We start from the raw sequence: 13,719 nt of genomic DNA, 5'->3' as shown, positions 1-13,719 counted from the left end.
TGTGGCGCTTATGCCTTGCGGCATGCGCAACTGTGCGTAAAGGAATGTGGGCTGTCGCAGAAAAGTCAGCACGTGTTCACGCATATTTTATTTGGTCGGGGTGTAGATTCCTCTGCAAGGGCGACGTGGAGTCCGCGCGTTGCCCACGCTCCTCACTCGTAGCAAGTCGTCTGGCTGAATCGGCAGACGGCGGTTTTCGCTTCGCCGTTTTTCCGTCTCCACCCACATTACGACGGACGTTTAGATGGTTGCCATGATGCCGCTTCACGCTACCACCGCACGCTTAGAGCGCAGTACGCTGCTCCCGACTCTGAAAAAGAGCGGGCGGCCGCGCGATGCGCGTGGCCGCTTCATCCGCCACCACGAGCGCTTGCCGGTTTCGTTGGCAGACACGCGCGGCGCCTTGTTCGTGGTGTCGGAAATGGCGGACTTCATCAAGGCTGGCGGGTTGGGCGACGTGGCGGCCGCGCTGCCGCGCGCGCTGCGCCACCGCTACGACGTACGCGTGCTGATTCCCGGCTACCGTGCCGTGCTCGAGCGCGCAGGCAAGGTGGAGATCGTGGGGCGCGTGTTGGCGCATGCCGCGCTGCCGGCCTGCGATATCGGCCGCATCGTGCAATCGGACGGGCTGCCGATCTACATCCTGTTGTCCAAGGAACTGTTCGAGCGCGACGGCTCGCCCTATGTGAGCACCAGCGGTTCGGAGTTCGAAGACAACGCGATTCGCTTTGCCACCTTGTCGCATGCCGCCGCGCAGATCGCGGCCGGCCATGCCGGCCTGGGCTGGAAGCCGCGCCTGCTGCATCTGAACGACTGGCCCTGCGCGCTGGCGGCTGGCTATGTGCGCTGGTCCGGCGGCACCACGCAGTGCCTGCTGACCATCCATAACCTGGCCTACCAGGGCCTGGTGCCGTATTCGATGGCCGCCGCGCTGGGCATCCCCGCCGAGCGGGTGGCCGAGTTGGAGTTCTACGGACAGATGTCGTTCCTGCGCGGCGGCATCGTCAATGCCGACCACGTCAACACGGTCAGCGTCAGCTACGCCAAGCAGATCACCGGCCCGGCACAGGGCTGCGGCCTGGACCGGCTGCTGGCCGGGCGCGCCGCCAAGGGCGCGCTCACCGGCATCGTCAACGGCATCGACGCCAGCTGGGACCCGCGCACCGACCAATACCTGGATTCGCACTTCAGCGTGAACCAATGGCAGGGCCGCCAGGCCAACGCAGCGCAGGTACGCAAGGCATTCGGGCTGCGCGAGAGCACCGGCCCGCTGTTTGCGGTGGTGTCGCGGTTGGTGCATCAGAAAGGCCTTGACCTGATCTGCGAGGTGGCCCCGCAAATCGTGGCCGCTGGCGGCCAGATCGCGGTGATCGGCGGCGGCGAGCCGGAGATCGAACAGCAGGTGGCCGAGCTGACCAGGCGCTATCCCGGCCAGGTGGGCGCCTTCATCGGCTTCGAGGAAGGCCTGGCCCGGCGGATGTTCGCCGGTGCCGACTTCCTGCTGATGCCCTCGCGCTTCGAGCCCTGCGGCCTGAGCCAGATGTATGCACAGCGCTTTGGCTGCCTGCCGATCGCCCACGCGACCGGCGGGCTGATCGACACCGTGGACGACGGCGTGACCGGTTTCCTGTTCCAGCACGCCAGCGTCGAAGCCCTGCGCCGCTGCCTGGAACGCGCCTTCCGCACCTTCCGCCTGCCCAGCCTGCTGTCTGCGATGCGGCGCGCAGCCATGCTGCGCCCCAGCGGTTGGGACGTGGCAGGCAAGAAATACCTCTCGCTCTACGAACACACCGCTGCCACCGCGCCCGCGCTCGCGCTCGCGACGGTGCCATGAGCGAACGGCAGGGCGGGCATGACCACGGAAGGGATCTCGGAAATGTCGCAGACCCTGCAAGCCCTGGCCGATGGCTTGCCGGCCGATGCCTTTGCGGTCCTTGGACCGAAGCCGCTCGCCGATGGCCGCCGTCAGGTGCGCGTCTTGGCCCCGGGCGCCGAGGCGATGGGCTTGATCGACCCACGCGGCAAGCTACTCGCGCGCATGCAGGCCAGCGCCATCGATGGCGTCTTCGAAGGCACTCTGGCGGTCGATGGGCCGTACCGGCTGCGCATCGTGTGGCCAGACCGGGTGCAGGAGGTCGAAGACCCGTACGCGTTCGCGGCCACGCTGGACGAATCGCTGTTGCTGCAGATCGCTGCCGGCGACGGCCAGGCGTTGCGCCGTGCGCTGGGCGCGCAGCATGTCCACTGTGGCGACGTGCCGGGCGTGCGCTTCGCGCTGTGGGCACCCCATGCCCAACGCGTGGCGGTGGTCGGCGACTTCAACAGCTGGGACGTGCGGCGGCATCCGATGCGGCAGCGCATCGGTGGCTTCTGGGAACTCTTCCTGCCGCGCGTGGACGCCGGCGCCCGGTACAAATATGCCGTCACCGCGGCCGATGGGCGGGTGCTGCTCAAGGCCGACCCAGTGGCGCGGCAGACCGAATTGCCGCCGGCAACCGCATCGGTGGTGCCCAGCGCCGCCACATTCGCCTGGACCGATGCGGCCTGGATGGCCAGCCGCGACCCCGGCGCCGTGCCGGCGCCGCTGTCGATCTACGAGGTGCATGCCGCGTCCTGGCGTCGCGACGGACACAACCAACCGCTGGACTGGCCAACCCTGGCCGAGCAGTTGATTCCCTACGTGCAGCAGCTCGGCTTCACCCATATCGAATTGCTGCCGATCACCGAACACCCGTTTGGCGGTTCCTGGGGCTATCAGCCGCTGGGCCTGTATGCGCCCACCGCGCGCCATGGCAGCCCGGACGGCTTTGCGCAGTTCGTCGATGCCTGCCACCGCGCCGGTATCGGCGTAATCCTGGATTGGGTCAGCGCGCACTTTCCCGATGACGCGCATGGGCTGGCCCAGTTCGACGGCGCCGCGCTGTATGAGCATGCCGACCCGCGCGAAGGCATGCATCGCGACTGGAATACGCTGATCTACAACTACGGCCGGCCGGAAGTGATCGCTTACCTGCTGGGCAGCGCGCTGGAATGGATCGAGCATTACCACCTCGACGGCCTGCGCGTGGATGCGGTGGCCTCGATGCTGTATCGCGACTACGGCCGTGCCGAAGGCGAGTGGGTGCCCAACGCGCATGGCGGCCGCGAGAATCTGGAGGCGGTGGCGTTCCTGCGCCAGCTCAACCGCGAAATCGCCGCGCAGTTCCCCGGCGTGCTCACCATTGCCGAAGAATCGACCGCCTGGCCGGGCGTGACTGCCGCGATCAGCGATGGCGGCCTGGGCTTCACGCACAAATGGAACATGGGCTGGATGCACGACACGCTGGGCTACATGCAGCGCGACCCGGCCGAACGTGCGCAGCACCATAGCCAGCTCACCTTCGGGCTGGTGTACGCCTTCGACGAACGCTTCGTGTTGCCGCTCTCGCACGATGAAGTCGTGCACGGCACCGGTGGCCTGCTCGGGCAGATGCCGGGCGATGACTGGCGCCGCTTCGCCAACCTGCGCGCGTATCTGGCGCTGATGTGGGCGCACCCGGGCGACAAGCTGCTGTTCATGGGCGCCGAGTTCGGCCAGTGGGCCGACTGGAATCACGACCAGTCGCTGGATTGGCACCTGCTGGACGGCGCGCGGCATCGCGGCATGCAGCAACTGGTGGGCGATCTCAACGCCGCACTGCGTCGTACGCCGGCGCTGTATCGCGGCACCCATCGCGCTGAAGGCTTCGACTGGAGTGTGGCCGACGATGCGCGCAACAGCGTGCTGGCGTTCGTCCGCCACGATCCTGACGGTGGCGCACCGTTGCTGGCAGTGAGCAACCTCACCCCGCAACCGCATCACGACTATCACGTGGGGGTGCCGCGTGCCGGCCTCTGGCGCGAGATCCTCAACACCGACAGTGCCCATTACGGCGGCAGCAACCTCGGCAACAGCGGTCGCTTGGCGACCGAGCCGGTGGGCATGCATGGGCATGCGCAACGTCTGCGCCTGACCCTGCCGCCGCTGGCCACGATCTATCTGCAAGCGGAGAAATAACGATGAACCAGCGCAATGCGATCACACCGGCCTGGGGCGCCTGGCCGGCGGGTGAGGGACAGGTGCGCTTTGCGCTCTGGGCTCCAGAGGCCAAGAACGTGGATGTGGTCTTCGCCAACGGCGCGCGCAGCGCGCTGCAGGCGGGACAGGACGGTTTCTTCAGCGCCCTCATCGACTGCGCCGCCGATGCGCGTTACCGCTACAGCGTCGACGGCGGCGAGCCGGTCCCGGACCCAGCCTCGCGCTGGCAGCCCGAAGGCGTGCACGGCCCCAGCGCGGTACAGCCAACCGACGGCTATGCCTGGCAAAACACCCAGTGGCAGGGGCGGCCGTGGGACGAGGCGGTGATCTACGAAGTGCATGTCGGCACGTGCGGCGGCTATGCCGGTGTGCAGGCGCAATTGCCGCAGCTGGCGGCAATGGGCATCACCGCCATCGAACTGATGCCGTTGAGCGCGTTTCCCGGCGCGCACAACTGGGGCTACGACGGCGTACTGCCGTATGCACCGGTGGAAGCCTATGGCACACCGGACGAACTGAAGGCGCTGATCGATGCCGCGCACGGGCACGGCCTGATGGTGTTGCTGGATGTGGTCTACAACCACTTCGGCCCGGACGGCAATTACCTGCATAGCTACGCCGCGCCGTTCTTCAACGAAGACAAGCCCACCCCGTGGGGTGCGGCGATCGATTTCCGCAAGCCGCCGGTGCAGCGGTATTTTCTCGACAACGCATTGATGTGGCTGCACGAATACGGCTTCGACGGCCTGCGCCTGGATGCGGTGCACGCGATATCGCCGAACGCGTTCCTGGATACCTTGCGCGAGACCATCGAGGCCAGCCTGCCGGCCGGGCGGCATGTGCATCTGGTGCTGGAAAACGAGGCCAACCAGGCCTCGCAACTGCAGCGTGGCTATACCGCGCAGTGGGACGACGACTTCCATAACGCCCTGCATGTGCTGCTCACCGGCGAAGAGGAAGGCTATTACGCTGCGTTCGCCGACAAGCCGACTGAACACCTGGCACGCGTGCTGGGCGAAGGGTTTGCCTATCAGGGCGAGCCGGACCCGCGCGGCCATGTGCGGGGCGAACCCAGTGGCGCCTTGCCGCCGCACAAGTTCGTGGTGTTTGCGCAGAATCACGACCAGATCGGCAACCGCGCCCGCGGCGAGCGGCTGACCGTGCTGGTGTCGCCACAACGTTTGCGCGCGGCCTTGGCGCTGACGGCATTGACGCCGATGATTCCGCTGTTTTTCATGGGCGAACCGTGGGGCGCCAAGCAACCGTTCCTGTTCTTCACCGACTTCGGCCCGCCGCTGGACGAGGCGGTGCGCGAAGGGCGCCGGCGCGAGTTCGCGCACTTTGCCGCGTTCGCCGATGAAGCCCAGCGCGCCACCATTCCGGACCCGAACAGCCATTCCACGTTCGCGGCCTCGCGTTCGCCGATTGCCGATGCCGCGCATGGCGACGGCGCGCAGTGGGCAAGCTGGTTCAAGGCGCTGCTGGACGTGCGTCGTCAGTGGCTGGTGCCGGGCCTGGCGCAAGCGCGTGCGGTGCGGGCCAGCGTGCTGGCCGATGGCGCGGTGACGGCCACGTGGGAGCTGCCGGGCGGGCTGTGGCATATCGCCTTCAACGTGGGCAACCAGTCGGTGCCGTTGCCGCCGGTGCGCGGACGCGTGGCGCATGTCGAAAACGTGGCTGCCGATGCGCAGCACTTGCCGGTCGATGGCTTCGTCGCCTGGCACGAGGCGCAGGCATGAGTGCGCGCGACCCCGGCGGGGACGATCTCGGCACCCTGGCCGCCGCGGCTGGGGTCATGGTGGATTGGGTGGATGCCAGCGACCAGCCGCGGCAGGTCTGCGAGCAATCGGTGCATGCGGTACTCAGCGCGTTGGAATTGCCCGCCGCCACCGCGGCGCAACGCGCCGATAGCTTGCGCCGCTGCCAGGCACAGGCTGCTGAAGCCGCACCGCTGTTGACGGTGCAGGTGGGCGAGCCGCTGCCGTTGCGCGTGGAGGCGCATGCCAGCGGCCGCTGGACCGACGACAGCGGTGCCAGCGACGACGCACGCGCCGATGCGCAAGGGCACGTGCGCGCGCCGCAGCGTTTCGGTTACTGGACGCTGCAGATCGGCGCGATCACCCAGCAGGTGGCCGTGGCGCCGCCACGCTGCTTCAGCGTGGCCGATGCCTGTGGCCAGCCATCGCCGCGTGCCTGGGGCATGGCGCTGCAGGTGTATTCGGCACGCAGCCTGGACGACGGCGGTATCGGCGATGCCGCCGGCACGGTGGAATGGTTGCGGCACGCGGCCTTGGCCGGCGCCGACGCCCTGGCATTGAGTCCGGTGCACGCCTCGCGCCCGGTGACGGGCGGTTACAGCCCGTATTCGCCCAGCGATCGGCGCTTTCTCGATCCCTTGCATGCCGCACCGGTGCGCATCCTTGGCGAACTGGCGCTGGATGCAATCAATGCGGTGCCCGGCCTGCGCGAACGTTTCGATGGCTTGCACAACGCTGCATTGATCGACTGGCAGGCCTCGGCGCACGCCAAGTGGGAATTGCTGCGCCAGTTGTACACACGCGTTTCGCCCGATCATGCCGATCTGGTCGCCTTCCGCAACGCAGGCGGCGCAGCGCTGCAGGGCTTTGCACGCTTTGCTGCGCAGGACTTCGGCGACAACGATCCGCAGCTGCATGTGTTCACGCAGTGGCTGGCAGCGCGCAGCTGGTCCGATGCGCAACGCGAGGCCCACGAGCGCGGCATGAAGATCGGGTTGATCGCCGATCTGGCGGTGGGCTTCGACCCCAACGGCGCCGAAGCCGCCGCGGCCGCCGATACCGTATTGCGCGGTCTGGTGCTGGGCGCGCCGCCGGATGCCTTCAATGCCGATGGTCAGCATTGGGGCATCGGTGCGTATTCGCCCACTGCGCTGCGGCGCAGCGGCTACGCGCCGTATATCGCGTTGTTGCGCGCGGTGCTGCGCGACCGCGGCGGCATCCGCATCGATCACATCCTGGGCCTGATGCGGCTATGGGTGGTGCCCGATGGCGCCAGCTCCAACGAAGGTGCGTATCTGGCCTACCCGTTGCATGATCTGCTCAACCTGCTCGCGCTGGAATCGTGGCGGCACCGGGCGATCGTCATCGGCGAGGATCTGGGCGTGGTGCCGCCGGGCATCCGCGAAGAACTCTCGCAGCGGGGGGTGATGGGCATCGATGTGTTGATGTTCACCCGCAACGACGATGGCGCATTCGTCTCGCCGGCGCTGTGGCGGCCGGACGCCATCGCCACCACCACCACGCACGATCTGCCCACGCTCACCGGCTGGCGCACCGGCCGCGATATCGAATGGCGGCGCAAGCTGGAATTGATCCAGCCTGCACAGGCCAGCGACGATGCCGCCGCGCGCGACAAGGATGTGGCACGGCTGGATGCCGCTGTCGAACACGCCGGCCTGAGCAGTACGCGCGACCCGCTGCTGGGCGCGTTGCGCTTCACCGCCACCAGTGTCTCGCCGCTGGCCTTGTTGCCGGTGGAAGACGCACTGGCCCTGGACGAACAACCCAACCTGCCGGGCACCGTCGAAGTGCATCCCAACTGGCGTCGACGCCTGCCCGATCCCTTGCCGCATGCGCGCCTGAGTTCGGCGCTGCAGGGCTTTGCCGAGGCGCGTCGCGTCGCGGCCGTTTCGGAACCGCATCCATGATCGACCTCCGCGCTACCGCCCGCCTGCAGCTGCATGCCGGCTTCACCCTGCAAGATGCGCTCGCGCAGGTGCCGTACTACGCAGGCCTGGGCATCAGTCACCTGTACCTGTCGCCGATCGGCACGGCCGTGCCGGGCTCCACGCACGGCTACGACAACATCGACCCGACCGTGGTCAATCCCGAACTCGGCGGCGAAGACGCCTTGGTGGCGCTCTCGCAGGCCGCGCGCGAACACGGCATGGGCCTGATCGCCGACATCGTGCCCAACCACATGGCCACGCATGCGCAGAATGCGTGGTGGTGGGATGTGCTGCGCAATGGCCGCAGCGCCAAGCACGCCGACTGGTTCGACATCGATTGGCGCGCGCCTGGGCGCGACGGCAAACTGTGGCTGGCAGTCCTGGACCGCCCCTATGCGACGGCGCTGGCCGAAGGCCTGATCACGCTGGTGATCGAAGACGACGGCAGCGCGGCGTTGGCGCATTACGACCAGCGTTACCCGATTCGTCCGCAGACGCTGGACATCCCCGAAAGAGCCGCACGTGCGCAGTGGCTGCGCGACTACAACGACGGCGCCAAACGCGGAGACGGCCGCCTGCACAAGTTGATCGAACGCCAGCCGTATCGCCTGAACTGGTGGCGCGTGGGCAACGACATGCTCAACTACCGCCGCTTCTTCGATATCACCTCGCTGGTGGCCTTGCGGGTGGAATTGCCGGCGGTGTTCGACGCGGTGCACGCGTTGCCGCTGCGGCTGGTGGCCGAAGGCCATCTGGACGGCTTGCGCATCGACCACGTGGATGGGCTCACCGACCCCACCGGCTACGTGCGCAAGCTGCGCAGCCGGCTGGATGCGGCCGGCCGCACGCGTGGGCTCAAGCCCGGCACATTGGGCCTGTACCTGGAAAAGATCCTCGCACCGGGCGAGCATCTGCCGGCCGACTGGCCGTGCGATGGCACCACCGGTTACGACTTCATGGACCAGGTGGGCGGGCTGCTGCACGGCGCCGCCGGCTTCAAGCCATTGGCGCGTGCATGGCAGAAGGTGAGCGGACGCAGTGGCGATTTCGCGCAGGAAGAACGCACCGCCCGCGATGAAATCCTGCGTGGCCCGCTGCAGAGCGAATTCAATCGCGCCGTGGGTGCATTGTCGGCGTTGGCGCGGCTGGATCCGCCCACGCGCGAGTTCAGCCCGCAGATGCTGGCGCGCGGCTTGTGCGTGTTGCTGCGCTGGTTCCCGGTGTACCGCACCTATGCCGGTGCCAAGGGCATCACCGGCAGCGAGGCGGAGCGTTTGCGCGCCACCGCGGCAAAGGCGCGCGAGGGGATGCCGGAGTCGATCGTGGCGGCCGTGGATGCGATCGAGCGGTGGTTGCTCGACGATGCCGGCGCAGACCGTGCGCAGATCGCCTTGCGGCGCATCCTGCGCCGTCGCGTGGAGCAGCTGTCCGCACCGCTCAATGCCAAGTCGGTGGAAGACACCGCGTTCTACCGGCATGGCGTGCTGCTGTCGCGCAACGAGGTCGGCAGCCATCCCACCCATTTCGCCAACGACGCGGCCGAGTTCCACGCGCAGAATCTCGAGCGTGCCAAGCACTACCCACGCGCGTTGCTGGCCACCGCCACCCACGACCACAAGCGTGGCGAAGACCTGCGCATGCGGTTGGCGGTATTGTCCGAGCAACCGCGCTGGTGGATCGAGCAGAGCGCCCAGTTCGATGCGCTGGCCGACGCGCTCCAATCGCCGGCCCTGGCTGGCGGCGACCAGCAGATGCTATGGCAGACCCTGGTGGCGGCGTGGCCGATCGGCCTGGGCGCCGATCAGACCGAACCGCTTGCCGACTACGCCGAGCGCATTGCGCAATGGCTGCTCAAGGCGGTGCGCGAAGCCAAGCTGCACACCAGCTGGACCGACGGCTCGCCGGCCTATGAGCAAGCCGTGCAGGCCACCGTGGAGCAGGTGCTGTGCAGCCGTGCCGGGCTGCCGCTGCGGCGTGCGATGCTGCGCGCCAGCAACCACATCGCTGCCGCTGGGGCACGCAACAGCCTGGTGCAAACCACCTTGCGCCTGACCGTGCCCGGTGTGCCCGACCTGTACCAGGGTACCGAAGGCTGGGATCTGTCGCTGGTGGATCCGGACAACCGCCGTCCGGTGGATTACGCCCAGCGCCAGCAATGGCTGCAGCAGGCGCGCGACTTCACCGGGTTGCTGCGCAGCTGGCGCGATGGCGCGGTCAAGGCCCGCCTGACGGCGCTGTTGCTGCAGTTGCGCGGCGAATTTCCAGCGCTGTTTGCGAAGGGCGACTACCAGCCCTTGAACATCGCGATCAGCGGCGATGCACAGGTGCTGGCATTCCGTCGCCAGTATCGCGGTCAGTCGCTGGTGGTGGCCGTCACGCGGCTGGGCGCTGGCGTTGAGGGCGAGGGCGATCTGCCATTGCTGGTGGCGCCTGCCACCTGGGGTCAGGCGTCGTTGGCATTGGGCGAGGGCACATACCGTAATGTGCTCGATGGCAGCACGCTGCAGTCGCAGCGCGGCCGCGTGGCGCTATCTACGCTGTTTGCACGTGCGCCGGTGGCAGTGTTGCTGTCCCAAGACAATTGACCCCCGAGAGAAACGTACGCAATGAATGACATGGAACGGCAGGCGCGGCTTGCCCAGTTGGCACGGGAAATTTGGGAGGCGGAGGGCCGCCCGGACGGGCACGCGGACCGCCATTGGGCCATGGCCGAGCGGCTGGTGGAGGCCGAAGAGCGCGCCGCCGAACAGGCCGCCGAATACGCGGCCACACCGATCGCTGCACGCCAGTAACGGCGTGTCTGGCAGCGTGCATGGGCCTGCCGGTTGCGGGCCGGCCCATGTGCGGCGGATCGCTCCGCCAGTGCAAAATCGCGCACCGTTTGCGTTCACCGTTCTAAGGAGTCACCGATGGCCACTCGCAAGTTCACCCAGCGCTCGCGCATTCGCGAAGGCCGTCCCAACCCGCTCGGCGCCACCTGGGATGGGTTGGGCGTCAACTTCGCGCTGTATTCGCGCAATGCCACCCGGGTGGAGCTGTGTCTGTTCGACGAACGTGGCCGCGAACAGGAGCGCATCGCGCTCCCCGAATACACCGACGAGGTCTGGCACGGCTACCTGCCCGATGCACGCCCTGGCCAGTTGTACGGCTACCGCGTACACGGCCCATATGCGCCCGATGCCGGGCACCGCTTCAATCACAATAAGTTGCTGTTGGACCCGTATGCCAAGCAGATCGTTGGCGAACTCAAATGGGCGCCACACCTGTTCGGCTACACCATCGGTCATCGCGACAAGGATCTGAGCTTCGACCGCCGCGACAGCGCCGCGTTCATGCCCAAGTCTGCGGTGATCGACCCGGCCTTCACCTGGGGCCAGGACCGCCCGCCGCAGACCCCGTGGAACCGCACGGTGATCTACGAAGCGCATGTACGCGGCCTGAGCATGTTGCACCCGGCGGTGCCGCCGGAAGAGCGCGGCACCTTCTCGGCACTGAAAACCGACGAATTGATCGACCACATCAGTTCGCTCGGCGTCACCGCAGTGGAATTGCTGCCGGTACATGCATTCGTCGACGATCAATATCTGCTGGAAAAAGGCCTGCGCAATTACTGGGGCTACAACACGCTGGGCTTTTTTGCGCCGCAGGCGCGTTACATGTCCACGCGCACCGTGGCCGAGTTCAAGCAGATGGTGGCGCGCCTGCATCACGCCGGCCTGGAAGTGCTGCTGGACGTGGTCTACAACCACACTGCCGAAGGCAACGAGCTCGGGCCCACGCTCTCGTTCAAGGGGATCGACAACGCCAGCTATTACCGCCTGGCCGACGATCGCCGCTTCTACATCAACGACACCGGCACCGGTAACACCTTCGACCTCACCAACGTCGGCGCGCTGCGCATGGTGATGGATTCGCTGCGTTACTGGGTGCAGGAAATGCACGTGGACGGCTTCCGTTTCGATCTGGCCAGCATCCTGGGCCGCGAACGCTATGGCTTCGATCCGTCCGGCAGTTTCCTGGATGCGGTGCGCCAGGACCCGGTGCTCAGCCAGACCAAGTTGATCGCCGAGCCGTGGGATATCGGACCCGGCGGTTATCAGGTGGGCAACTTTCCGCCGGGCTGGGTGGAATGGAACGACAAGTTCCGTGACAACGTGCGCGCGTTCTGGCGCGGCGACGGCGGCCAGCTGGCCGAGTTGGCCACGCGCCTCACCGGTTCTGCGGACCTGTTCGATCACAGCGGCCGCCGCCCAACCGCATCGGTCAATTTCGTTACCGCGCATGACGGCTTCACCCTGCGCGATCTGGTTAGCTACGAAGGCAAGCACAATCTCGCCAATGGCGAAGACGGCAGGGACGGCAGCGACCACAACATTTCGTCCAACTATGGCGTGGAAGGCGAGACCAACGACCCGGCGATCAAGCAGCTGCGGCGCCAGCAGATGCGCAACCTGCTCGCCACCTTGCTGTTGTCGCAGGGCACGCCGATGCTGCTGGCCGGCGATGAGTTCGGCCATAGCCAGAACGGCAACAACAACGCCTATTGCCAGGACAACGAGCTGACCTGGATCGACTGGACCGCCGCCACCAAGGCGGCCGCCGCCGACCAGGCCGCACTCGTGCGCCGATTGATTCGTATTCGGCAGCGCTACCCGCTGCTGCATCGCGCGCGTTTCTTCGACGGCAAGTTCGATGAAGCGCTGGGCCTGAAGGATCTGACCTGGCTCGCGCCCAACGGCACCGAGATGGATGAAGCCGGCTGGCACGACCCGGAAGCGCGCGCGCTGATGCTACGTCTGGATGGCCGCTCGCCGACTACCGGCCTGCGCGAGATTGCCGCCAACGTGACGCTGTTGATGCTGATCAATGCCGCCTCCACTGCCGTGTCGTTTACGCTGCCGGCCATGCACGACGAACATTGGCGCGTGCTGGTGGACACCGCACGCCACGGCGGCCGCGTGGTGGCCGGTGGCAGCGAATGGAAGGCCCCGGCGCATTCGCTGACGCTGCTGGCCGTGGAGCGCGACCGCATCGTCAGCAGTGCGCGGATCGTCTCCGAAGGAGCGCGCTGATGGCGAGGATGGCCTGATGGATGTCCTGTTGGCAGGGGCGACCGGCTTGGTCGGCAAGCACGTGCTGCAGCAATTGCTGGGCGATACGCGTTGCACCGGCGTGGTTGCGATCACGCGGCGGCCGTTGGCGCAGATCCACGCCAAGTTGCGCAACCAGGTGGTCGATTTCGAACGGCTCGATCACTGGACGGCACCGCGCATGGAAGCGGCCATCTGTGCGTTGGGCAGCACGATGAAACAGGCCGGCTCGCGCGATGCGTTCTATCGTATCGACCACGATTACCCGCTCGCCATCGCACGCGCCGCCTGCGCGCAAGGCACCTCGGTCTTCGTGCTGAACTCGGCCGCAGGCGCCAACGCGCAGTCGCGCATCTTCTACAGCCGCGTCAAGGGCGAGTTGGAACGCGATCTGCGCGAGATCGGCTTCCCCTCGCTCACCTTCGTGCGGCCCGGGCTGATTGGCGGCGAACGCGAAGAACCTCGCACCGGCGAGCACATCGGCAGTCTCGTCCTTGGCGCACTCGGCCCGGTCCTGCCGCGCCGGTTCCGCATCAATCCGGCCGAGCGGATTGCGGCGGCGATGGTGTCTGCTGCGCTGGCACCGGCGCGGGGTGAGCACAACGTCGAGGCGGCGGAGTTGGCTGGCTAAGGCTGTCTCGCCCCTTTATCGCAAGGGCGTCGGATCCAGGCGACAAGCCGCCGTGTCGTGGAGCGTACTTATGCGCGACGACGGGTTGCCGAGGGAGCCTGACCACGCGCAGGCACGCTCCTACGGATCCGCGTGCAGTCGACGGGCATCGTCGCGCCAGCCCTAATACGTGCTCGCTTTCCCAACGACTAGCCACTATCCATCAGCACCTGCGTTCGTCGCAAGGACGTTGCGC

The 13,719-nt window shown here is 67.1% G+C and carries 8 protein-coding genes; all 8 read left to right on the top strand.

From position 1 onward, the window contains the following. Window positions 1-244: 244 nt before the first annotated feature. The 8 genes from glgA to J7367_RS10000 all read left to right on the top strand — a co-directional run bounded on the left by glgA (window position 245) and on the right by J7367_RS10000 (window position 13,484). Window positions 245-1,834, top strand: coding sequence for a glycogen synthase GlgA (gene glgA / locus J7367_RS10035; protein ID WP_057658800.1), 1,590 nt, complete (start codon window positions 245-247; stop codon window positions 1,832-1,834). Between the two features lie 18 nt (window positions 1,835-1,852). Beyond that, a complete protein-coding gene (locus J7367_RS10030; RefSeq protein WP_057658798.1) occupies window positions 1,853-4,036 on the top strand; it encodes a 1,4-alpha-glucan branching enzyme in 2,184 nt (727 codons plus the stop codon). 2 nt (window positions 4,037-4,038) lie between these two features. Next, the gene (gene treZ / locus J7367_RS10025) at window positions 4,039-5,796 is read left to right on the top strand and encodes a malto-oligosyltrehalose trehalohydrolase (RefSeq protein WP_057658795.1); all 1,758 of its coding nucleotides are present in this window, start codon (window positions 4,039-4,041) and stop codon (window positions 5,794-5,796) included. Further along, window positions 5,793-7,742, top strand: a complete 1,950-nt coding sequence (locus J7367_RS10020; RefSeq protein ID WP_007974851.1) for a 4-alpha-glucanotransferase — start codon at window positions 5,793-5,795, stop codon at window positions 7,740-7,742. Before treZ ends, J7367_RS10020 begins: the two co-directional genes overlap by 4 nt. After that, window positions 7,739-10,348: a malto-oligosyltrehalose synthase gene (gene treY / locus J7367_RS10015; RefSeq protein WP_057658793.1), complete on the top strand. Its 2,610-nt coding sequence runs from the start codon at window positions 7,739-7,741 to the stop codon at window positions 10,346-10,348. The genes J7367_RS10020 and treY overlap by 4 nt, the downstream gene beginning before the upstream one ends. A gap of 21 nt (window positions 10,349-10,369) precedes the next feature. Further along, window positions 10,370-10,555, top strand: coding sequence for a DUF2934 domain-containing protein (locus J7367_RS10010; RefSeq protein WP_008575499.1), 186 nt, complete (start codon window positions 10,370-10,372; stop codon window positions 10,553-10,555). 117 nt (window positions 10,556-10,672) lie between these two features. Then, window positions 10,673-12,835: a glycogen debranching protein GlgX gene (gene glgX, locus J7367_RS10005; RefSeq protein WP_057658791.1), complete on the top strand. Its 2,163-nt coding sequence runs from the start codon at window positions 10,673-10,675 to the stop codon at window positions 12,833-12,835. 16 nt (window positions 12,836-12,851) lie between these two features. Then, window positions 12,852-13,484 carry an NAD(P)H-binding protein gene (locus tag J7367_RS10000; protein ID WP_057658910.1) on the top strand — a complete coding sequence of 211 codons (633 nt, stop codon included), beginning with the start codon at window positions 12,852-12,854 and terminating at the stop codon, window positions 13,482-13,484. Window positions 13,485-13,719: the final 235 nt, after the last annotated feature.

The sequence above is a fragment of the Xanthomonas sp. D-36-1 genome, from assembly GCF_017746155.1.
In the GTDB taxonomy this organism is placed as follows: domain Bacteria; phylum Pseudomonadota; class Gammaproteobacteria; order Xanthomonadales; family Xanthomonadaceae; genus Xanthomonas; species Xanthomonas cissicola.
Note: the sequence above shows the minus strand (reverse complement) of the source record. Positions and strands in the feature narration are given on the sequence as shown.